Origin of the sequence: Pseudomonas syringae pv. tomato str. DC3000 (assembly GCF_000007805.1) — a bacterium.
Lineage (GTDB): Bacteria > Pseudomonadota > Gammaproteobacteria > Pseudomonadales > Pseudomonadaceae > Aquipseudomonas > Aquipseudomonas avellanae.
On the sequence record NC_004578.1, the window covers coordinates 5,302,774 to 5,327,668 of the forward strand.

Sequence of the window (24,895 nt, forward strand, 5' to 3'; positions counted from 1 at the left end):
TCAACCTAAAAACCAGTAGGAAGCCCATGAATCAAGCACTGACTGAAACCATGCAGGCCTTTCTGATCCGCCCCGAGCGCTATGGCGAACCGCAGCAGGCCATCCAGCTCGAACAGGTCCAGATCCCCACCCTGGGTCCGCATCAGGTCCTCATCGAAGTGATGGCAGCCGGACTCAACTACAACAACGTCTGGGCCGCCCAGGGTAAGCCGGTGGACATCATCGCCGCGCGGCGCAAGCGGAACCGTGACGCCGAACCCTTCCACATCGGAGGCTCGGAAGCCTCCGGTTACGTGAAAGCCGTGGGCGACGCTGTCACCCACGTCAAGGTGGGCGATACCGTGGTGGTGTCCTGCTCGGTCTACGACGCCACGGCCATCGAATCGCGCGTCGCCCCCGACCCCATGTTCTGCAGCAACCAGGAAATCTACGGCTACGAGACCAGCTACGGCTCCTTCGCCGAATACACCCTCGTCGAAGACTACCAATGCTTCCCAAAACCAAAGTTCCTGAGCTGGGAGGAAAGTGCCACCCTGATGCTCAATGGTCCGACCGCCTACAAGCAGCTCACGCATTGGGCACCCAATACCGTCAAGCCTGGAGACGCAGTCCTGATCTGGGGCGCGGCAGGTGGCCTGGGCTCTATGTCTATCCAGTTGACCCGCGCGCTCGGGGGGCTGCCGGTGGCCGTGGTGTCCAGTCCAGACAGGGGCCGCTACGCCTGCGAACTCGGCGCCGTGGGGTACTTGCTCAGAACCGACTATCCGCACCTGGGACGTCTGCCGGACTTGAACTCCGACGCTCACAGCGCCTGGACCAAAAGCTTCGCGAGTTTCCGTCGCGACTTCTTCATGACGCTGGGGAAAAAGGAGCTGCCCAAAGTGGTGATCGAGCACTCCGGCCAAGCCACCTTCCCCACCTCGCTGCAGATCTGCGACCGCTCCGGCATGGTGGTCATCGTGGGTGGCACGTCCGGCTACAACTGCGACTTCGATGTCCGCCACCTGTGGATGCACCAGAAGCGCATCCAGGGCTCCCACTACGCCAACATCCGCGAGTGCCAGGAATTCCTGCAACTAGTCGAACAACGCCGGGTAGTGCCGACCCTGAACACCCTCTATCGCTTCGAGGAGACACCTAGGGCGCATCAGGCGCTACTGAGTGGAGAAGTCGTAGGCAATGCCGCCGTGCTGGTCAAGGCCGAGCGACCCGGCCTAGGGGTCGGTTGTTGAACGGTTGCCGGCTCGACGCGCGACCTCCTACTCCCTATTGCTCTGAGACCTAGCCATGTCCTCAACCAATGACCACCCCTGGCTGGTACGGGCCAGCCGCGAGCAACGACCGCGCACCCTCTATGCCTTTCCCTATGCCGGTGGCGACGCCCAGGCCTACTTAGGCTGGGCGAGCCGGCTCGATGCCTCCATCGAGTGGATCACCTTGGAACTGCCAGGCCGAGGGAGTTGCCCCGCAACGTCCTATGCCGACGTCCAGGAATTCGTCCAGGCGCTGGTGCCGCTTTTCGCCGACTGCCAGAAACCCTTCGCTTTCTTCGGCCATAGCTTCGGGGCCCTGCTGTCCTTCCTGATATGCCGAGCCTTGGCAGAGCGACAGCTACCCTTGCCACGCGGCTTGATCCTGTCTGGCTGCAAAGCCCCCGCCTACTTCGAACCGGTAGCGCAGCCAGCACTTTCCGACGATGATACAATTGCCCTTATCCGCGCCTACGGCGGTACGCCCGAAGTTGTCCTGAGCAACCGGGCACTGATGAGTTTCTTCCTCCCGACCATCAAGGCAGACCTGACCCTAGTTCGTAGCTATCGCTGGCAGCCGCAACCCCGCCTGCCGATCCCCCTCTTGATTTTGAGCGGTCGCCAAGACTCCACCCATGGTCCCGACGTGGCCCAGGGTTGGCGCGACGTAACCTCTGGTGAAACCACCTTCCAAGCATTCGACGGCGGCCATTTCTTTATTAAGGACCATCATTACGACGTACTACAGATCATGAATCAATTCTTGCTAAAATCCTTATAAAGTCGGGCATTCTTGGACGATTTGAGACTTGAAGAGCTTGGGATAAGTTGTGCGTTGACGCATGGTGAACCTGGCAATAAGGGCTATGGTGTCCACGTATTTCAAAGTGGACACCATCGTCATTAATGCTGGGGGTTTGAAGGTGTATTCGCCGGCCGCTTACGATCCAAGTCATATGCATTTCAGAAGGCGCTGGGAATTTATGTATCCAGATTGAAGCACCGGTTTTTTTGCGGCACAGTCCAAACACGTTGATAGCAAAGTGACCGAACGCAAGGCTGGCCCTGTCATTATTCATAAGCGCCGGTGGCGTTTGTTTTGGGCTTGGATGAGCAATTTGCGCCGCGTCGGCCAAGGCAAAGTGATTTTCCTGCCCGGCCCACCTGTTTTTTTCCAGCAAAAGCTAGCCTCTTTCAGGAACCTTTTTCTTGCATAGCGCCACAGACTGACAGTGGCGTAAAGAAAGAGAATATGTCATTGAATGACTAAGGGTCTAAAGGCAAATTCATAGCGAAAATCACTACCATTTAGAGGTAATATCCGTGACTAATCGCGTCCGTGGCGGGACTGGCAGATCAGCTTATTACCCCTCAAACTTCTGATGAGTTGAAACTCGATCAGGGGCAAATTAAGGAAGGGGGGGGGAAGCTGAAAGAGAAAAGAGACGTCACTATTCCCAAGTTGAAACCACGAGAAGCTATTTGCGTCACCAAAACAGTCTCAGCGATACCGCCTGGCAAACGATAACGCCGGATAAGACGTTGACCTAGGGGCGATCGCTATTGAAAGCTCCAAAACTGCGGTTGCAAAACATATTGCTACCACTCGTACCGTGCCTACCCAAGTTGACGTGCTGTTACATAATCGCCGCAAGCCGCGGCCAATGCGAAGGAAAATTTGAACCGAGAATTTCCATAGTAGTACAAAAACGGGCAGGTATTGCAAGCTCGTATTAGATCTTAATGCTTCCTAACTGATTTTAGAGAGAGCACCACACAATGCTTATCGGGCACAGCTTGCATCACATGCGACCCACTGCTGTGGATTCTAGCCTACCAACTTCCGCAACTAGCCAGACTATCAGCAATACCAAAAGTCGGCTGGATCCGCATCGTGTCCGTGAACTTACATTCATCGGAGTGGGTAGTAGTGTTGCCTACCTACTCAATGAGCTTAATGGTCGCTTTGCCGATAGCGGGGTAACAACGCCGTTTTTAGGAAAAGTCAGTATTGTAGGCAAGGACGACTCTTGGGCCGAGAATGTTCGTGGGAAAGGTTATATTAACCACCAGACTGAAATTATAAGCCAATGGGACCAACAGGTTCCAAAATATGATCCTAACTATGCTGCTCGTGCCGAATTTTCTGCGAGTAACCGAAGACAGTTGACGCGAACAGTGGAGTTAGGCGCAGAACATTTGAAAGCACAGGTAACAGGCATTTCGCGATTGGATGACGGTTGTTTTCGAATAAATCTGGACAATGGCCAGATTTTGCAAAGCCGACAGATTGTACTGGGGACTGGTGCCGGACCCCATACCAGTATCTGGAACAGCGTTACATCACACACTCAAGCAGAAAAACGACTGGACAACATCAAATTGCATGAGCAGAAAGCCTTGCGTGGCAAGGTGCTGGACCTGGATGAGTTTATGCGAGCGAGTGATGCCTCTCCCCAGACGTTTGCTGGAAAAACGGTGGTGATACATGGACCAAATGCAGGCATTGATGCAGCTGAACGTGCCGGGGAGCTTGGGGCAAATGCGGTTTGGTTTACCCGCAGTACGAATCCGGTATTGCTGGATGGCAATCAACTAAAATTCGCGCCAGAGCTGGCCAAAAGCGCTATACATAAAGTTGACAAATTAGATATTCGCCCAACAAAACTAGAGAATGGTTTCGCATTGCGACTACATTACAGTTCGCTAGGACAAGACTCACGGGAGCCAAAGAAGGTGCTAGATGCGGACTATTATGTGTACGCCATGGGTCAAGATATTCATAAGCCGGGTAGCGCAGCGGCCATACTAGGCAGTCTTCTTGACCACCTAGAACCTATATATGACTACGATCAAGTCTATAGCGACCAGCCTTTCAAGACAGTAATAGGCTTGCAAAGTCGCGGCTCCAATAGCGATAATGGTTTAATTATTGTCGGGGCGGCAGTTGCTCAGCTGGCCACTAATGTTCAGCATAGCTATAAGGACCACGCGTTGGATCGTATACTTGAGGAAATGACCAGGCTCCCCGAAAAGCAAACAGAAAAGCTATCACAAATGCTGTTAGAAGGTGCGCCATCAGTACAGATCCAGACATATCTAAAAACCTGGCAGTTAGATAGCGGTCAACCGCCAGATAAACAGGTACTGCAGAATCAAGTAGAAAACTATCTGGCGGCCCGAGACTACTTCCAGCGGCAAACCAACGAACAAAAGGGCAACCTGGACGGGGTTGCCGCAGAGGTAAAAAATCAAACCTTAACCGAGGTTGCATCGGTCATCGTGTCACCACAGTTAGGCACGATCAAGGCCTCCGCTGCAGCATTGTCGGGACTTATGCCAGCATATGTGGCTAACGGCGAAAATAACTTTACCACCGATAATCGAACTATGCTCCGTGCCGGCATTGCAGCAAGATATCCGAATATAGGTAACGCTGAAGCCAGTGCATTTATCGATGAAGTAGTAACTTTGCGTCACCTTAATAGTCAGCGTTTTATTGAGAAGGTAGCAGGCGAAATGATGGACAAAGGAGCTCAACCACTGGTGTCGTTACGCCCCCCGGTCCTAGGTGTCCCGGCGTCGGTCAGGACTGCTTATGAGGCTTACTTGCACGCGCTGAATTCTGGAGCGCACGATGGTACGCCGTTAAGTCAGCGCTGGCTGCCCAAAAAATAGTTCCACAGGGACAACATGGGACAGGTCGGCTAATGGCTCAACCAGCAGAATCAGTAACATCGAGGTGACTGCGCCGTATCCGATCAACAACCCCTACGTTGTCGTTATGGCTTGCGAAAAGCGAGCAGTGTGCACAGAGGTTCTGCACCAGTCTCCGGATCAGCGCACCGGACAAGGCGAACTCGACACAAAGAGCAACCTGAATGACACTGCCGATAACACCCATAGCGGCCAGCTCCTGAGAGCAGAACGGCGCCATCGCAGGCAAGACAGTTCGGCCGATATTGCTGATGTCACCTGAAAGGTCTGATGGGTGACTCAGTGGACGTAATAAACCCAGACATGCCGCTACTAGGTTCTGTACGAAAAGTCGGCGCGCGAAGGTCAGGCAAGGCAAAAACAGGCGAGGAACGGCCGGGGTGGCGTTCGACTCTACGTGTTGTAAATGAGCATTCCGATTGGACTCGCATCCGAGCCTGTTTTTAACGCAGCATAACCGCAGCCACTTTTCGTACAGCCCCTAGGCTCGACATCAGGTAGGCGACGGCAGTCGCCGTTAGCAGGGTCAAAACCGACTGTTTGCCGAAGCCAGCACTGCGCAATATTGTAAGCGATCCACCAACCACACCTACCATCAGATGCGGCTTCCGTTTATCTTGGCATTTCCGGTGAGCAGTTCCACGGCAGCAACGCCTCATAGTCGGCCACCGACTGCGCAAGTGGCAACCTCTCCAGTACGTGGCGCAGCCACGTATAGGGCTCCTGGCCGTTGACCTTGGCGGTCTCGACCAAGCTATAGATCTGTGCACTGGCGGTGGCGCCTTTAGGCGTGTCGCTGAACAGCCAGGCTTTGCGCCCAATAACAAACGGCTTTATTGCGCGCTCTGCCGGGTTGTTGTCGATCGGTAAAAAGCCGGCTTCCACGTAACGCTTCAGCCGACTCCAGTTATTCGCCAGATAACCAACTGCCTTGCCCAGCACGCTTTGCGGCGTCACGTGGGACTGAGTTTTATCCAGCCAGCTTTTCAACTGAGCCAAGATTGGCAGGCTTTTCTCCTGCCGACCGGTAAAGCGCTGTTCGTCGCTGCCGTCTTTCAATTCGCGCTCGATACCGTACAGCTTATTGATCATCGTCAGCGCGATATCGGCACGCCCGGTCTTGCCCTTAGGTTGCACTTTTTGTGCTTCGACAAATTTGCGCCGCGCATGGGCCATACACGCCAAGCGCTCCACGCCCGGTTGTAACGCCAGCGCGTTATAGCCCGCGTAATCATCAGTCATCACATAGCCGCGATAACTTTCCAGCAGCCGTAACGGTACGTCCTGCGCGCGGCTGGAAGTGTAGTCGAACAATACGACTTTATGATCTGGAGGCCCGCTGGCCTGTACCCACATCCAGGATTGGCTGGTCGGGTCTCGATCTGGTTCTTTCAGTACCTGAACGCGGGTTTCGTCACAGTGGATGACCGGGCTTTCCAGCAATCGATCACGCATCAGATTTAACAGCGGCTGCAAATGTTCGCCGCACTGGATAATCCAGCGGGCCAACGTTTGACGCGGGATTTCTATGCCATGTCGGCTTAGCACCGTTTCAAAACGATGCAGCGGCAAGCCGTCGACATACTTGGTGGTCAGCAGCATGGCCAACACGCTGGGGCTGGCCATGCTCTTTTCAATCAACTGCGCAGGCTTGCCGGCTGTGACCGGTGCCGACTCACAGCCACGACAGCCGTAGACTTTGCGGATGTGTTTGATCACCCGAATCTGCATCGGCACGATATCCAGTTGCTCGCTGGTTTCCTCGCTGACGACATGCTTGCGGCAACCGCAGGCACAGGTCAGTTCGTGTTCGGGCAGCTCGTGGATGACTTCAATGCGCGGCAGATCAGCCGACAGTGGCTTGCGCTTGCCACGGCGTGGCGCAGGAGCAACTACTTCCTCATCAGCATCGCCGACCGGGAGCATAGGCTCGCTTTCAGGTTCATTGAACAAGGCAAGTTGAGGGGTATTAGGCTCGACGGTTTGTTCGGACTTTCGACCAAAAATACGGTCACGCAGCAGCTTGATCTGCTCTTTGAGATCAACGATGTGAGTGGCGTAGGCGTCTTTAACTTCCTGTTCGCGCGAGCGTGCTTCGTAGCTCTCAAGCAGCATCTGTTTGAGCAATACGGGATCGTCAGGAAGGTTGTCGGGCAATGGTCGCATGCCCTGGATTATACCCGTCAGGCAACAAACCTTGGAGTCAAAATCTTATGAGGACGGTTGCGCCACAGATCAAATCCATCCAGCAGCCAATTCAATTCCTGAACCGTCAGCACAATGGCTTCGTCGACATCATCTGGCGAGATTTTGAAACGCTCGGACTCGAGACGCTTGAGCCAAAGGCAGAAGCCGTTACGCTCCCAATACAAAATCTTCACTCGATTCCGGGATTTGTTGAGAAAGACAAAGAGCACCGGATCAAAGACCGCCACTTTAATATCCAACTCGACCAAAGCAGCTAAGCCATCGATGGATTTTCTGAAATCCACGGGTTTGGGATAGAGGTAGACTTTCTCGACTTTGGCGTCGGGTCGCATCATGGTGCTGGCTCCTGAAAGAAAACGGGAGCACAGCATCAGGCGTCAGCCAGTGGCTTGAAATGTGGGGTTCGTGGATCGGATACGCAATATTTGTACTGGTCTAATGATTCCGGACACTCACTTAGGCAAGAATGTCGCCAGATAGAGGTGTCTGAGGACAAAACAACGCCGTACCTTCTCCACTGAATTCAAGCGCGAGGCCGCAGGCCTCGTGCTCGATCAAGGCTATAGCCATATCGAAGCCGCCCGCTCGCTCGGGGTGGTGGAATCTGCGCTGCGTCGCTGGGTGAGCCAGCTCCAGCAGGAGCGCAATGGCGTAACGCCCCAGAGCAAAGCCCTGACGCCCGAGCAGCAGAAAATTCAAGAGCAGGAAGCCCGGATCGCTCGCCTTGAGCGGGAGAAATCCATTTTAAAAATGGCCAACGCGCTCTTGATGTCGGAAGAGCACGAGCGCATGCGCTGATCGATCAGCTCAGTGCCATGAGCCGATCGAGTTGCCGTGCGAAGTGTTCGAGATACCTCGCTCATGCTACTACGACCATTGCTTGCGACGCCGGTCCACCAACTCCGAACTGGTGCGGCTACGCGGGCGGTTCAATGAGCTGTTTACACAAAGTCGAAGCGCTGCTGGCAGCCGCAGTATTGTGTCGTTGATGCAGGAAGATAGCGAGCAAATCGGTCGGTTCAAGGTGCGTGGCCTGATGCGGGAACTGGGATTAATCAGCAAGCAACCGGGCTCGCATGATTACAAAAAAGCAACAGTGGAGCGACCTGACATTCCGAACATTTTGAATCGGGAGTTCGATGTAACCGCGCCCAATCAGGTCTGGTGTGGCGACATCACCTACATCTGGGCGCAAGGAAAATGGCATTACCTGGCGGTGGTTATGGATCTTTATGCGCGTCGGGTGCTGGGCTGGGCGTTTTCAAAAAAATCGGATACGGACTTGGTGATCAAGGCGCTGGACATGGCTTATGAGCAACGCGGCAAGCCTCAGGGCCTGCTGTTTCATTCGGACCAGGGCGCCCAATACGGTAGCCGACAGTTTCGCAAGCGGCTTTGGCGATATCGCGTGCGCCAGAGCATGAGTCGCCGAGGTAATTGCTACGACAACTCGCCGATGGCGCGTGTATTCCGCAGCTTGAAAACCGAGTGGATACCCGCCGTGGGCTACATGACGGCCCAAGAGGCACAAGGGGATATTAGTCATTATCTGATGCATCGCTACAACCGGGTTCGGCCACACCAGTTCAATGATGGACTGGCGCCCGCTCAGTACGAGAAAACCTTAACGTCGTGTTCGGGATCCGTTGACCATTACATTCGACTCAATCAGCAGGGACTGATCGATCTGAACACCTGGATGATCGACTCCACGGCGGTACGTGCAACCCGAGCCTCTTCAGGCGCCGGAAAAAGGGGGCCTGAAGAACCGCTAGACCATGCTCTGGGGCGCAGTCGAGGCGGCCTGACAACCAGGATTCATATGGTTTACGACGCTAATGGCGTACCATTGCGCTTCATGTTTTCACCGGGACAAGCCAGCGATATCGCCCACGCCCAGTCGTTGCTGGATCTGGTGCGCGTTCCCGGTAAGCCGGGGCGACCACGAAAGCGCAGTAGATGGTTACTGGCTGACAAAGGCTATGGTGCAGAACACCTGCGTTACTACTGCGACCGTTATCGAATGCAGCCTGTGATCCCGCCACGCGCCATGCCACGCAAACCCGGCCTGGCTTGCCCCGACTCTTTGATCGTCCAAAGTATCGGCAGCGCAACATAATTGAGCGGATGTTTGGCTGGCTAAAAGAGAACAACCGAATCGGCACTCGCTACGACAAGCTGGCCAAGAGCTACGCAGCCATGATCACGCTGGCCTGCAGCCTACGTTGTAGGCAGCAATACTTTTCTTACAAAACCTAGCTTTGGTATTTCCTTACACCTCGCGGTCAGCTTCTATGGATTCAACCTGAAAGGCTACATGCTAGGCGTACGATTTTTTCCGTTTTATCTATCGATCCCATCAAGGACCACACAGCGATGACCTCGAATGATCATTTTTTTGGACAGGTCGAAATATCCTCCCGCACAGGCGAAGCCATTCTTTCACTCCCCCCTAGCGCAGCTGGTTGGCCGTGACCACTTCACAACACAGCTGCGCCGGCTGCTAACGTTCATGGGCACGTTGCGCCTACTGACGGTGCCTCAGCGCCAGACTTTGCAACCATGTTGCAGCACCTGTTATAAGAGCAAATTGGTTATGCCCGCCTGAGCCTGCGGCAGGCATCTCCGAAGGTAACAATTGGGTCTGCACACTGATATTTGTGGAAGGAACACCCGAAATCCGGGCCATTCGGACTGGTTACAAAGAGCTAGGGATTGTCTGAAAAGTCAGCCCGCAAGCATCTTTCGATGCATACCCAGTGTGACCATGGCTTTAAAGCTACTGGCCAGTTTGTCGTAATGCGTACAGATCCGACGTTTTTCCTTGAGCAAGCTGAACAGCCGCCCAATACCGTTGCGTTTTCTGCACTGAGTCCCGTCAAACAGCCGAGGCACGCCAGGTCGAGGCTTGCGGTGCATCCTGCGCAGAGGAATCACCGGCTGCATGCCGTAGCGATCGCAGTACTGACGCAAGATCTGGCTGTCATGACCCTTGTCGGCAAGCACATAACGGCAATGCTTGCGCGGGTGCCCCTTGCTGCCAGGAAGGCTGATCTGATCCAGCAACGGCGTGAAATAGCGCGAGTCAGCCTGTTCGCCAGGCGACAGCAGGATGGCCAGCGGGAAGCCATGGCTGTCGCAGGCTAGGTATATCTTGGTATTCAGCCCGCCCCCGCTTCGGCCGAGACAGTGATGTGGCAGTTCCTGCGGGCTCTTTTTTTCCAGCGCCGCTGGCTGTTCGGGTGGCCCAGATTGGCGTGGAATCGAACATACAGGTGTCCAGATCGATGAAACCGTCTTCTCGCAAATGAAGATGAAGGTGGCGCAGAACCTGCTCGAACGTGCCGTTGTAACGCCATTGTCTGAAACGCTAGTAACCGGTCTTCCAAGGCCCGAAACGTTCTGGAAGATCCCGCCATTTGGCACCAGAGCACAAAATCCAGAAGATCCCGTTAAGCATCTGACGATCATCTCGCCTTGGCCGCACCATGTATTGAGGAGAAACAATGGCTTCAATGATCGCCCAACGCTTAGATGAAATTTCATAACGGCTTGTCATACCGGCTCTCCTTGCAACCAGAGGGCATCATTCTAGCCAAAGCGACTTTTCAGACAAACCCTAGGGCTTCGGGTGATGGCAAAAAAAAGTCACACTAAACTAAACTGGTTTTGGCTGCCCCCTTATTGGTGACTACCTCAAGGATCGCCCGTCCCAGAGCACGAATGTCGGGTTCTTTCAAAATAGAGTGATGAGTTCCCCTGACGGAGATGATTTGCAGTTGCTCCTTGGGGATAAGCCCCCCCCAACCAATGCTGATATCACTGCGACTTTCTCCGGTCGCCGAGAATAAAGTGAGGCGTGTCGGTAGCGCTGGCGGAACGTAACGGTAGAGGGCCAGACCGATACTGTGGATCAGTGCCAGGTATCTTTTTGCGAGATCACTATCTATCCCTTCGGGAAGCAGACCTTGAACTTGCGTATAAGCCAATAAGGCCTCGAAATCCCGAGCAGCAGCCAGGTGGCTGACAGCCCCGTGACGTGCATCAGGGGACAAAAGCCTCAACAAGGCTTCGATCTCAGGCGTCTCATAGGGATGAGCGTGTTCAACCTCCTGCGCATTAAACAAATGCCTATAGTCACTGGTGGTGTCGATAAGCCCGAGAAACTCTACTGTAGCACCGGCCCCTATCAACTGATGGGCAATTTCATAGGCGATCGTTCCCCCGGCAGACCAACCGGCGACGCGATACGGCCCATCCGGCTGTATATGGCGGATACCCTGAATGTAGCGTGAGGCCATTGCCTCGATAGTGGTGAGGTGCTCCTCTCCGATTTGCAGTCCGCTCGCCGAAAAGCCATACACCGGGATATCAGAGGAAATTTGCTTCGCCAGCTGTTGGGCATAACCAATATCCCCTGAGCCTTCATGAATGAGGAACAAGGGGTATTGAGTCCCCTCTTTGCGAATGGTGGTTAGATTCGGATGAAGAGACTTGTTCAAACCACTAAGACAAGACGCGGCAAGTTCACAGATTGTCGGATGCAGGAACAGATCGCCCAATGCCACTTCGACCTCGAAACGCTCACGTAGGGACGAAACCAGTTGCACCGCCAGTAACGAATGCCCGCCCAGTTCAAAAAAATGGTCATGGCGACCCATCCGCTCCAGCCCCAGCAACGCCTTCCAGATCTCTGCCAGCGCATGCTCGATTTCACCTACCGGCGCCTCGTAACCACGACTGGCATAAGCGTCGTCTTCCGGCGCCGGCAATGCCCGTCGATCCAGCTTGCCGTTCGGCGTTAGCGGGAAACTCTCCAGCGTTACAAAGGTACTCGGAATCATGTATTCGGCCAGCCCTTGCGACAGTTGCTCGCGCAACTGCGTCGCCGACAACACGGCACCTTCATGCGCTGTCAGATACGCCACCAGGCGTTTGTCTCCGGGACTGTGCTCGCGCGCCAGTACCACTGCCTCCCTGACCCCGAGACAAGCCGCAAGCTGCGACTCGATCTCGCCCAGTTCGATACGGTAGCCCCGGAGCTTGACCTGATCGTCGTTACGCCCCAGGTACTCGATATTGCCGTCCGCCAGCCAGCGCCCCAGATCACCGCTCCTGTACATCCGCGCCGCCGGCCCTGCACTGAACGGATCCTCCAGGAAACGCTCCGCCGTCAATTCCGGTCGATTCAAATAACCGCGGGCGACCCCTACTCCGCCGATATAAATCTCGGCGCTGATCCCGATGGGCACTGGCTGGCCGTGCATATCCAACAGGTAAATCCGTGTATTCGCTATCGGACGGCCGATCGGAACGATCCCGATCTCCTGCTCTGCCACGTAATGCCATGCAGTGACGTCAATGGCTGCTTCGGTGGGTCCATAAAGATTATGCAACTCGCTTTTCGGGAAATGCGCCTGGCTTTGCAATTGCAAAGTATGCGGCAGTGTTTCTCCACTGCAAATTACTCGCTTGAGCGTCGAACACCGCCCTGCTGGCGTCTGATTGACAAAGGCCTGCAGCATGGAAGGAACGAAGTGCAGCATGCTAATGCTTCGGCGCTCGATCACTTCCATCAGGTAGTGAGGGTCTTGATGGCCTCCGGGGCGGGCCATGACCAGCTGTGCTCCGGCAAGCAGAGGAAGAAAGATCTCCCAGACCGATACATCGAAGCCGAATGGAGTCTTCTGCAAGACACAATCGTCGGCCCCGAGCTGGTATTCACTCTGCGCCCACCACAACCGGTTTACGACGCCGTTATGCTGGTTGGCCACACCTTTGGGTTTACCAGTGGAACCTGAGGTATACATCACATAGGCCAGGTGCTGCGGCTTGATGGTCGGCACCACGGGATTATGATCAGCCTCAACCTCCCAGTCGCCTTCTTGCAGATCAAGCATCGGCACCGCCAACTCGCCCAACAACATCCGGGTTTCGCCCTGCAACAGCAACCCCACCGGCGCACTGTCTTCCAGCATATAGCGCAACCGCTCTGGCGGATATCCAGGGTCCAGCGGCACATACGCACCGCCCGCCTTCAAAATTCCCAGCAAGCCCACCACCATTTCCAGACTGCGCTGAACACAGATCGCCACCCGATCGTCCGGCTGGACACCCAGGCCGATCAGATAATGTGCCAGTCGATTCGCCCGCACATTCAGTTCGCCATAGGTCAGGCTTCCGGCTTCATCGACCACCGCCAGGGCATCCGGATGTTGTGCCACCCGCTCCTCGAACAGTTGATGAAGCAGCTTGTCCGCCGGGTAGGCCGCCGCCGTATCGTTGAACGTCTCCAGCACCTGCCGACGTTGCGCGCAGGACAGCAGCGGTAGTTTTCCGACCGGCTGCTGGTCATCCGCCACCATCCCTTCCAGAAGCACCTGCAAATGCCCCGCCATCCGATCGATCGTCGCACGCTCGAACAGATCGCTCGCGTATTCCAGAGAACCGAGCAACCCACCCTTCGCCTCGACAAGTGAAAGCGACAGGTCGAACTGGGCTGTCGTGTGCGGCGTTTGCAGCGGCTCCAGGCTCAGCTCCGGCAGGCTGAGTTCGCCGCCGCCCGGGGTGTTGTTCAGCGCCAGCATGACCTGGAAGATCGGGCTATGGCCCAGGCTGCGCGGTGGCTGCAACGCCTCCACCACCTGCTCGAACGGCAGGTCCTGATGCGCATGCGCCGCCAGCATGACCGCCTTGACCTGCTCCAGCAACGCCGCCACGCTCAGGCTCCCTTCCGGCCGGATGCGCAGCGCCAGTGTGTTGACGAAGAAGCCGATCAGCGACTCCAGTTCGCTACGCGGACGATTTGCCACCGGTGTGCCGATCACCACGTCATCCTGCCCGCTGAACCGGCTCAACAGACTCGACCACCCCGCCAGCAATGTCATGAACAGCGTCGCACCATGACGCTGACCCAACTGTCGCAGCCCTGCCGTTAATGCTGGGCCCAGGGCCAGACTCACCCGCCCGCCCGCGTAACTGCGCAATGGTGGCCGGCGGTGGTCGGTGGGCAGCTCCAGCAGGGCCGGAGCTCCGCTCAGGTGCTGGCGCCAGAAGTCGACCTGCGTTTGCAGGGTTTCGCCCTGCAACCACTGCCGCTGCGACGCCGCGTAGTCGGCATACTGGAAGGCCAGTGCCGGCAGAGGATCGGCCAGCCCCTGGCTGAAGGCACGGTATAACGTACCGATTTCCTGCAGCAGAACGCCCGTCGACCAACCGTCCGAAACGATATGGTGCTGCGTCACCAGCAGGACGTGCTCTGTCTCCGACAGTTGCACAAGCCGCCCACGAATCAGCGGACCACTCGACAAGTCGAACGGTGCAACCGACTCCTCGCGAGCGAGCCGCTCGACCGCCTCGTGCTGCGCCGTGCTGCCCAGAGAGCGCAGGTCGTGGGTAGCCAGGGCAAACCCTTGGGCCGCTGGTGCGATCAACTGTATCGCCTGGCCCTTGTGCAAGACAAAATGGGTGCGCAGGATTTCGTGGCGAGCCACGATGCGGTCCAGCGTGGCTTGCAAGGCGTCGCGATTCAATTGGCCGCGCAAGCGTAGCCCTGCAGCGATGTGATAGGCGGCTCCCGCCGCACGGTCCAGTTGATCGAGGAACCACAAGCGCTGCTGCGCCCACGACAACGGCAATGGCAGATTGCGGTCGACCGGCGTCAACGGCGGCTGCGCCGTGAGCCTGGCGTTCGTCACCTGCCGTGCCAGACCTTGTAATGTAGGCTCGGCAAACACATCTCGCAGTGCCACGTCGACTCCGAACTGCCGACGCAGGCGTGAAACCAGTTGCACGGCCAGTAACGAATGCCCGCCCAGTTCGAAGAAGTGATCTTGACGCCCTGCCCGATCGATACCGAGCAACGCCTGCCAGATCTCCGCCAGCGCAGGTTCGACTTCACCTACAGGCGCCTCGTAATCACGACTGGCATAAGCGTCGTCCTCCGGCGCCGGCAATGCCCGACGATCCAGTTTGCCGTTCGGCGTCAGCGGGAAACTCGCCAGCGTCACAAAGGCGCTCGGGATCATGTGTTCCGTCAACCCTTGCGACAGTTGCTCGCGCAACTGCGCTGCTGACAATACGGCACCTTCCTGCGCCGTCAGGTACGCCACCAGGCGCTTGTCTCCGGGGCTATACTCGCGTGCCAGCACCACCGCTTCCCTGACCCCGGGGCAAACCGCCAGTTGCGACTCGATTTCGCCCAGCTCGACACGAAAGCCCCGGATCTTGACCTGATCATCATTGCGCCCCAGGTACTCGATATTACCGTCCGCCAGCCAGCGGCCCAGATCGCCGCTTCTGTACATCCGCACCGCCGGCTCAGCACTGAACGGGTCATCCAGGAAACGCTCCGCCGTCAGTTCCGGCAGATTGAGATAGCCACGGGCAACCCCCGCACCGCCGATATAAATCTCGCCGCTGACCCCGATGGGCACTGGCTGGCCGTGCACATCCAACAGGTAAATCCGTGTATTCGCGATCGGACGGCCGATCGGAAACACCGAAGACCGATAACAGTCGATATCCTCAACCAGTCTATGCCAGGCCACCACGTCGCTGCACTCCGTGGGCCCATAACTGTTAATGAATTCCGGCCTCGGCTCGGGAAGCATTTCCAATCTGGCGAACTGAACAGGCTCTCCGCCCAGTACCACCCGGCGAATGCTGTCTAGTTGCCTTGAATCGTTTGCATTGATGAGCGCGTTGAACGCACTGGGTGAAAGATTGATGTGGGTAATACGCTCGCGTTGAATCTGCTTCAGCAGCACGTCGGGAATAAAAGCCTCTCTGGCCAGATGCAGCGTTCCACCGACCAACAACGGCCCCAGAATGTTTTTTTGCGTCAGATCGAAGCTATAGGATGAAACAAGCAGTACGGCATCATCGGACGCCAGTTTCAGCTCGTCGAGATACCAGTGCATCAGATTGCGAAAACCCTTTTGCTCAATCAACACGCCCTTGGGTCGGCCGCTTGAGCCTGACGTATAAATCACATAGGCCAGATGATGCGGCTTGACTGCTCGCGCCACTGGATCATAGTCAGCCTCAGACTCCCAGCCCCCGCCTTCCAGGTCGAGCAACGGCACTGCCAACTTGCCTGGCAACGCCCGGGTCATGCGCTGCACTAGTACCGCCGCCGGCGCGCTGTCTTCCAGCATGTAGCGCAACCGCTGCTCCGGATACGTCGGGTCCAGCGGCACATAGGCAGCGCCCGCTTTTAAAACCCCCAGCAAGCCCACCACCATTTCCGGGCTGCGCTCCACGCAGATCGCCACCCGGTCATCCGGCCCGATGCCCAGGCCGATCAGATAATGCGCCAACTGGTTGGCACGCGCATTCAGTTGCGCATAAGTGAATTTGCGCGCCTCGAATACCAGCGCAATCGCTTCTGGCGTCTTTTCCACTTGCGTTTCGAACAACTGATGGACGCAGGTGTCTTGCGGGTAATCCACGGCCGTCGCATTCCACTCCTGAAGCAACTGACGCTCGGCTCGCGGCAGCACATCCAGACGGCGCAGCAACGACTCGGGATAGTGCTCCAGCGCTTCGACCAGACTCTCCAGCGCCGTCTCCATGTAAGCACATACCCTTTGCGGATCGACCCCCGCCGTGGATTGAACGGTCAGTGCAAAGCCCTCGCCCAGATCGTCCACGGCAAGCGTCAACGGATAGTTGGTCCACTCATTCCAGCCCAAGACCTCGATTTCGCCCCAAGGGCGGTCTGCTTGATCCGATATTTCCGGCTGGGCGCTGTGCCGATAATTCAGCAGCGCGCTGAACAGCGGCAACGACGGGGCAATGGCGCTGCAGCGTTGCGCCAGCGGCAACGACGCATGTTCGTGACCAAGCAGCGCAGTCAGGCGGGCATGCGTGGCCTTCACCCCCTCACTTACGCTTTGCTCACCCACGTTCAAGCACACCGGCAAGGTATTGATGAACATCCCCAACGAGCGGTCGGCACCGTCGCCACCCTGCATCCGCCCCAGCAACACCGTACCGAACACAACCTCTTCCCTGCCCGACGTGCGTCCCAGAACGTGCGCCCACGCCAGATGATGCAGGCTGGCAGCACTCACACCCAGACTCCTGGCTTGCCGACGGATCCTGCCCGCCAGCTCTGCGGGCACTGCCTGCCTGGCTTGCCTTATGTCCCGACCGTCACCCTGCACATCGTGCAAACCGAATGGCAGCGTCGGCTCCGTCACCTGACCGAGCATTTCCTGGAAGAACGCTTCGTGGGCCGCTTGGCTTACTCCCAATCGCGCCTGCGCAACATGGTTACGATAAGGTACCGGCGTCGGCAGTCGCGCTGCCTGCCCCAGCAGATCCGCCTGTACCTCATGTTGCACCACTTCCAGCGCCATGTGGTCCAGCACCATGTGGTGAAACAGCAGAATCGCCACCCAGCGACTATTTGCGTCGTCGTAGGCGTAAGCCATCTTCATCAAGGGGGCTTTTGTCAAATCCAGCCGGCAATGCCTGGGATCGAAGCGCTCCTGAAGTTGCTGTTCGATGTCTCCGTCAGCCGCCTTCAGTTCCAATGCTTCCACGGCCAATGGCGCTTCACGCCAGACTATCTGGACCGGCTCGTCCAGCCCCTCCCACAGCACCGCCGTTCTCAAGATGTCATGCCTGGCAATCACGCCCTGAAGTGCCCGCACGAAAGCCTTCAGGTGGTCTTCGCTTGGCAGCGCAAAACGCGTATTCAGCAAATAGGGGTCACCCTCTAGCGACGCAAGGTGGTGGAACAACACCCCTTCCTGCAGTGGCGCCAGTGCGTAGATATCCTGGACGTTCGCCGTACCGCCCGGCACAGTACTCACAATTCGCTCGATGGCGTCCTCGCTGAGGTCTGCGAGCGGCAACATCGACGGGGTAATTCGTGTGCACCCGACCACGATTCCGTTGGCGGGCACCTCCACCTCATGACCGTTACCCAAAACCTCGGCAAACGCCGAAAGAGTCGGCTGAGCAAACAGCATCCGTACATCCGCCGACAGTCCCGCTTGACGCATCCGGCCCATCAGACTGACGGCCAATAGCGAATGCCCGCCCAGTTCGAAGAAATGATCGTGGCGCCCTACCCGTTCGACATCAAGCAGCTCCTGCCAGATTTCGGCAAGCGCCATCTCCACCTTCCCGCGAGGCGCTTCGTAGCCGCGGCTCACATAAGCATCACCCTCCGGCGCGGGCAGCGCCCGGCGATCCAGCTTGCCGTTAGGTGTCAGCGGCCACCCCGACAATTTCACATACGCCGCCGGCACCATGTACTCAGGGAGACTCGCCTGCAAGGCCGCACGTAGCGTCTGCACTGCAATAATCTCTTTCGCTTCCCTCGTCGTGTAATAAGCGATCAGGCGTTTCTCACCCGGCGTGTCCTCCTGGGCAACCACCACAGCCTCTCCGACACCAGCACACCCAGCCAGATGCGCTTCAATGTCGCCCAGCTCGATACGGAACCCACGGAGTTTGACCTGATCGTCGTTGCGTCCCAGATACTCGATATTACCGTCTGCCAGCCAACGCCCCAGATCGCCGCTCCTATACATCCGCGCCGTCGGGTCGTTACTGAAACGGTCTTTCACGAATCGCTCCGCGGTCAGCGCATCACGATTCAAATAGCCGCGAGCGAGCTGTATACCCGCGATGTAAATCTCGCCGCGCACGCCAACCGGGACCGGTTGCATATGCGGGTCCAACAGATACAGCCGGGTATTGGCGACGGGCCGGCCAATCGGCACGATCCCCGTATGCAGGTCGGGCACGCAGTGCCAGTAGGTGACGTCGACAGCGGCTTCAGTAGGGCCATACAGGTTATGCAATTGCACATGCGCAAAGCGTTGCTCGAAGTGCTTTTGCAAACTATAGGGCAACGCCTCGCCGCTACAGAACACCTGCCGCAATGTGCTACATGCCAGCGGGCCAACCTGATTGAGGAAGCTCTGCAACATGGAGGGTACAAAATGCAATATCGTCACTCCCGAGCCTGCGATCAACTCGGCCAGATACTCGGGGTCCTGATGGCCTGCCGGACGTGCGATCACCAATTGCGCACCGGCGAGCAAAGGAAGAAAAAACTCCCAGACCGACACGTCAAACCCGAACGGTGTCTTCTGCAAGAAGCGGTCTTCGCGACTCAGCCGATAGTGGTCCTGCGCCCATAACAGGCGGTTCACAATGGCGCAATGCTCAATCATCACGCCCTTGGGCTGGCCGGTCGAACCCGAGGTATAGATCACATAAGCCAGGTGCTGTGGCGTGACCGTCGACAACACGCGATCATGCTCAGCTTCAGCCGCCCAGTTCGCGCTTTGCAGATCCAGCACCGGCATCGCCAGCGCACCCAGCGCACCCAGCAGCTCCCGGGTTTCGGGCTGCACCAGCACCGCCACCGGCGCGCTGTCCTCCAGCATGTAACACAACCGCTCCAGCGGATACCCAGGGTCCAGCGGCACATATGCACCGCCAGCCTTCAGGATCCCCAGCAAGCCCACCACCATCTCCACACTGCGTTCCACACAGATCGCCACGCGGTCGTCGGCAACAATGCCCAGTGACAGCAAGACATGAGCAACCTGATTACTGCGTTTGTTGAGATCGGCGTAAGTCACTCGTTCGTCGCCGCATACCAGCGCAAGCGCTTGCGGCTGCTGCTGCGCTTGCTGTTCGAAAAGCTGATGGAGCAATAAATCCTGTCGCAAGGCCTGGTGTGTTGCGTTGAACTCGACAAGTACTTGCCGGCGTTCGGTTTCGCCCAAGAGCTTGATCGCTCCGACTACCTGGCGCTCGTTCTCGACCATTGCACGCAGCACCCGTTCCAGATACGCCACGTAGCTTTGCGCCGTATCTCTGTCGAACAGCGCCGTCGCATATTCCAGCGAACCGACGATCCGGCCCTCTACCTCCGCCAAGTCGAGCGACACATCGTACTTGGTGGTGCGTACTACCGAATCCAGCAGCGTCAGCTCCAGCCCGTCGATCGCGAGTTCCGCCGTCGGCATGTTCTGCCACGACAGCATCGCCTGGAACAGCGGGCTATGGGACAAGCTGCGCACCGGCTTGAGCAACTCCACCACCTGCTCGAACGGCAGATCCTGGTGTTCATACGCCGCCAGCGTGCAGGCCTTGACTCGACTCAGCAATGCCTCGACCGTCGGGTCGTCTGACACATCTACCCGCAACGCCAGGGTGTTGGCAAAAAAACCGATCAGGCCCTCGACCTCCGCGCTCATCCGGTTCGCCACCGGCGAACCGATTACCACCTCATCCTGCCCTGACAAACGACTCAATACCGTTGCCCAGCCCGCCAGTAGTGTCATGAAAAGAGTGGTGCCGTGCCGCCGACTCAACGTCTTGAGCTCATTGCTCAGCGTCGCATCCAGCACCACAGCTACCGACGCACCCGTATAGTCCTGTTGCGCAGGACGTACACGGTCAGCGGGCAACATCAGCAATGCCGGCGCATCGAGCAGAGCCGTCTGCCAGTAAGTGCTTTGCTTGTGCAATACCTCGCCGCTCAACCAACTTCGTTGCCACATCGCGTAGTCCGCGTACTGAATCAACAACGGCGGCAACGGGGCTGCCTCATCTTGGCAACCGCTCGCGTAGAGCGCTCCCAACTCGCGCGTCAAAATGCCCATCGACCAGCCATCCGATACGATGTGGTGCATGGTCAACAGCAGCACATGCTCTTCATCGCTCAGACGAACCAGGCTCCCTCGAATCAGCGGTCCCTGCTGAAGATCGAAGCGCCTAATGGCTTCTTCGTCCACCAGTCGTGCCAACTCACGCGAGCCATCGGCATGCGTCGTGAGATCGTACTTGCGCAAGGGGCAGCCTGTTTCCTCGGGATGTATGCGCAGCACCACGGACTGGTCCGCGGTCTGCTGGACAAACGTTGTGCGCAGTACTTCGTGACGCGCCACTATCCGGTTCAACGATCGTTGCAAGGCGGGCTCATCCAGCGCGCCGAGTATGCGCAGCCCCGCCGGTATGTGGTAAGCAACGCTGGCACCTTCCATCTGGGCCAGAAACCACTGCCGTTGCTGAGCAAACGACAGCGGCAATGGCATCTCTCGTGAGACTGGCGCAATCTGCGGCAGCGCGTTGCTTTGTGCCTGCTCAACCACGCAGGCAAGCGCCTCGAGCTGCGGATGTGCGAATAACTCGGCCAATCGCAACTCTACGTTCAAACGCTGTCGGACCAGGGAGATCAGTCTCATCGCCAGCAACGAATGCCCACCCAGCTCGAAGAAGTGATCGTGGCGCCCTGCCCGATCGATACCGAGCAGCTCTTGCCAGATATCCGCCAGTGCACGTTCGACTTTGCCTGCCGGCGCCTCGTAGTCACCACTGGCGTAAGCGTCGTCCCCCGGCGTCGGCAATGCCCGCCGGTCCAGCTTGCCATTGGGCGTCAGCGGCCATTCCGACAATTTCACATACGCTGCCGGCACCATGTATTCAGGCAGCCTCGCCTGCAAGGCAGTACGCAATGTCTGCGCCGTAATCGCCTGTTTCGCTTCCTGCTGTGTGTAATACGCCGTCAGACGCTTCTCGCCCGGCGTGTCCTCTCGGGCAACCACCACCGCTTCCCTGATGTTCGCTATCTGTTTCAGCTGCGTCTCGATCTCGCCCAGTTCGATACGCAAGCCTCGTATCTTGACCTGATCGTCGTTGCGCCCCAAGTATTCGATATTACCGTCCGCCAGCCAGCGCCCCAGATCGCCGCTCCTGTACATCCGCGCTGCCGGCTCGGCACTGAACGGATCCTCGACGAAACGCTCCGCCGTCAGTTCCGGCAGATTCAGATAGCCACGGCCAACCCCCGCACCGCCGATATGGATCTCGCCGCTGACCCCAATGGGTACTGGCTGGCCGTGGGCATCCAACAGATAAACCTGCGTATTGGCTATAGGACGGCCTATGTGCAATACCGACTGTGTTGCATCGATCAGACCGGATGTCGCCACAACCGTTGTCTCGGTCGGACCATAGTTGTTGATCAGCGCGACCTGACTATCCGGATTGGGAAACCGACGCAACCGGTCTCCGCCAATCAGCAACGTTTGCAGCGTGGCCGGTTCGATCTCTTGGGTGAATGCCATCTCGGCAACCGGCGTAGGCAGGAAGCTCACATCCAGATCTTGCCGACGCCACCACCACAGCAGTGCATCCACATCGTTGCCAAGCGCTTGTCCAGGCAGCAGCGACAGGCTGGCTCCCACACACAAAGCTGGCCATATTTCCCAGGCGCAGGCATCGAAACCGACTCCCGCCACGCTCGAAACGCGATTGTGATGGGTCAGATCGAATGCATCGCAGTGCCAAGCCACCAGGTTAACGAGATTGCGATGCTCAATCATCACGCCCTTGGGTTGGCCGGTCGAACCCGAGGTATAGATCACATAAGCCAGGTGCTGTGGCGTGACTGTCGGCGACACGCGATCAAGCTCGGCCTTAACCGCCCAGTTCGCGCTTTGCAGATCCAGCACCGGCATCGCCAGCGCACCCAGCAGCTCCCGGGTTTCGGGCTGCACCAGCACCGCCACCGGCGCGCTGTCCTCCAGCATGTAGCGCAACCGCTCCAGCGGATACCCAGGGTCCAGCGGCACATATGCACCGCCAGCCTTCAGGATCCCCAGCAAGCCCACCACCATCTCCACACTGCGTTCCACACAGATCGCCACGCGGTCGTCGGCAACAATGCCCAGTGACAGCAAGACATGAGCCACCTGGCTGCTGCGTCTGTTGAGGTCCGCGTAAGTCACACACTCGTCGCCGCACACCAGTGCAAGCGCTTGAGGCTGCTGCTGCGCTTGCTGTTCGAAAAGCTGATGGACCAATAGATCCTGCTGCAATGCCTGATGTGTTGCGTTGAACTCGACGAGCACTTGCCGGCGCTCGGTTTCGCCCATCAGCGCAAGCTGGCTAATCGGTGTTGAGTCATGAGCGGCAACCAACTTCAGGAGCAGCGTAATGCGGTCCCGAATCCGTTCAATTTCGTCTTGGCCAAAGCAGGTCAGATTGAAGTTAAAGTCAACGACAATGTCATCGTCTGAATAGTAATCGCAGATAGCGATTGAGAGTGGCGTCTGATCGAAGCCGCTGTACATCCTGATCGCCTGCGCAGGGGAGCCGCCAAAGATAAAGTCCGCGTCAAATTTTTCGAATGAAAGCGTGATATCGAAGATCTGCTTGCGCCTGGAATGCCCAATATTGAGGGCGCGATTCAGTTCCGCGATTGGAAAATGCTCATGGCGGTAGCAGCGTCGCAATTCGGCGGCCACATTGCCCATCAATTCGAGCAGGGAGCGATTGGGGTCGACCCGTACGCCGATCGGAATAACGGAAGAAAACATACCGATCGTCTTTTTCTGACAGGCCGTCGTGCGGTTATGCAGGGGCATGCCGATGATGACCTCTTCAGCATCACCAACACGTGAAAAATAGGCGCCTACGGCGGCAAAGAATATCGCGACAGGAGAAAGGTCATGCTCGGTGGCAACGGCGACCAGGGCATTGAACAGGTCACGCTTTATCGTCGAGCGAATATGACCGCTCTTGCACATTGAACCCACGGCATGATCGCCGGACCACTGCAGCAGAGGTGGCGGCAGTTGTGTATAGCGTTCGCGCCAAAACGCCCTGTCGCGCTCCAGGCGCGACGAACTCAGATAGGCCTTGTCTTTGATCAGGAAGTCGCTGTAGGAAGGGGCTTCCTCGAGCTCGTCGATGCCCGCCAACAAATTATTGTAGGCTTTCTCCACTGCATGGCAGAACAGCGTTACCCCTGCGCCATCCATGACCAAATGATGGCACCGCCCCAGCCAGTAATGATGGGATGCACTGCACCGTACGAGCTGCACCTCCCAAAGAATGCCTTCCAAGGGATTGAACGGTCGGGAAAATGATTGTTGAAGGTATTCCAGCGCTCGCTCGACACTGTCAACGTAGTCTGAAAAATCGACGAGTGCGAGTCTGATATCGACAGATGGCAGCACCCTCTGCCTGGCTATATCGCCCTCATGGAACAAGGCAAGCCGTAGTGCATCGTTATGCTTGGCAACCAGATTGATAGCCTTCTCGAACATCGGAATATCGAGATCACCATTGATCTCCAGTCTCATGCCAATGTTGTACAGTGGTATGTTCGAATCCGCTATCTGACCGAGCCAGATACCCTGCTGTACAGAGGACAGTTCATACGAGAAATTTGAGTTTTTCGATGCTTTTTGATTTGATGGCTTCATGCGTAAACATCCATGATTTTAATATTCTTCCGGCAGCTGAATGATGATGTTCGCGGCCCTACCGAATTCCTGTAGTGCTGGCCAAGTTTCATACAGAGATGGGTAGTTACAGCACAATTTTTCGCAGATGAACTGGGTGTCAGAACCTAGGAAGGTTCTGAAGTAGCCATCAGATTTTGTTCAGCTTTTGACCTAAGATTTAAAAAACTTCCTTACTTTCAGATAATCAGACTTTCCCCGTGTTTAACTCATTAATTTTTGTCGATTAGCACCTTCCCAAGACGTTTTTCGTATTTAGGTGCAGGTTTCCCATCCTAAGCAGCTCTTTCGCACCATCCAAATATTAGACTGGGTAAATAGCGCGGCCTGTTGCCCGGTGGTTTTAGCCCAACCGCGGAGCCGCAACTTTGTGTACGCAAACTGGCACTTGATCACGCAGAACGAATGCTCGACTTTGCGGACACCTCCACG

6 protein-coding genes and 5 pseudogenes are annotated in these 24,895 nt (G+C 56.9%); 6 read left to right on the top strand and 5 right to left on the bottom strand.

Annotated features, from left to right (window positions below):
• Positions 1-26: 26 nt before the first annotated feature.
• From ccrA to hopAD1, 4 genes and pseudogenes are all read left to right on the top strand, one after another.
• The gene (gene ccrA, locus PSPTO_RS24260; protein WP_011105123.1) at positions 27-1,232 is read left to right on the top strand and encodes a crotonyl-CoA carboxylase/reductase; all 1,206 of its coding nucleotides are present in this window, start codon (positions 27-29) and stop codon (positions 1,230-1,232) included.
• A 55-nt stretch (positions 1,233-1,287) separates the two neighbouring features.
• Complete coding sequence (locus PSPTO_RS24265; RefSeq protein ID WP_005894403.1) at positions 1,288-2,031, top strand: thioesterase II family protein; 744 nt, start codon at positions 1,288-1,290, stop codon at positions 2,029-2,031.
• A gap of 146 nt (positions 2,032-2,177) precedes the next feature.
• Positions 2,178-2,344, top strand: a pseudogene (locus PSPTO_RS30360) (carbon storage regulator); the annotation flags it as partial.
• 685 nt (positions 2,345-3,029) lie between these two features.
• Positions 3,030-4,928: a type III secretion system effector HopAD1 gene (gene hopAD1, locus PSPTO_RS24270; protein WP_011105124.1), complete on the top strand. Its 1,899-nt coding sequence runs from the start codon at positions 3,030-3,032 to the stop codon at positions 4,926-4,928.
• A gap of 12 nt (positions 4,929-4,940) precedes the next feature.
• Here the strand turns inward: hopAD1 and PSPTO_RS30725 are convergent.
• From PSPTO_RS30725 to tnpB, 3 genes and pseudogenes are all read right to left on the bottom strand, one after another.
• Positions 4,941-5,232: pseudogene (locus PSPTO_RS30725) on the bottom strand (multidrug transporter MatE); the annotation flags it as partial.
• A gap of 347 nt (positions 5,233-5,579) precedes the next feature.
• Positions 5,580-7,133, bottom strand: coding sequence for an IS66-like element ISPsy5 family transposase (locus PSPTO_RS24275; RefSeq protein WP_003409202.1), 1,554 nt, complete (start codon positions 7,131-7,133; stop codon positions 5,580-5,582).
• A 17-nt stretch (positions 7,134-7,150) separates the two neighbouring features.
• Positions 7,151-7,510 carry an IS66 family insertion sequence element accessory protein TnpB gene (tnpB, locus tag PSPTO_RS24280; protein WP_003409203.1) on the bottom strand — a complete coding sequence of 120 codons (360 nt, stop codon included), beginning with the start codon at positions 7,508-7,510 and terminating at the stop codon, positions 7,151-7,153.
• Positions 7,511-7,661: 151 nt separating this feature from the next.
• On the opposite strand from tnpB, the pseudogene PSPTO_RS30075 reads away from it, so the two are divergent.
• A pseudogene (locus PSPTO_RS30075) lies at positions 7,662-8,796 on the top strand (IS3 family transposase); the annotation flags it as partial.
• Positions 8,797-8,829: 33 nt separating this feature from the next.
• A pseudogene (locus PSPTO_RS24290) lies at positions 8,830-9,434 on the top strand (IS5 family transposase); the annotation flags it as partial.
• A 449-nt stretch (positions 9,435-9,883) separates the two neighbouring features.
• Here PSPTO_RS24290 and PSPTO_RS24295 read toward each other — a convergent pair.
• Positions 9,884-10,734, bottom strand: a pseudogene (locus tag PSPTO_RS24295) (IS5 family transposase).
• A gap of 94 nt (positions 10,735-10,828) precedes the next feature.
• The gene (locus PSPTO_RS24300; protein WP_011105127.1) at positions 10,829-24,424 is read right to left on the bottom strand and encodes an amino acid adenylation domain-containing protein; all 13,596 of its coding nucleotides are present in this window, start codon (positions 24,422-24,424) and stop codon (positions 10,829-10,831) included.
• Positions 24,425-24,895: the final 471 nt, after the last annotated feature.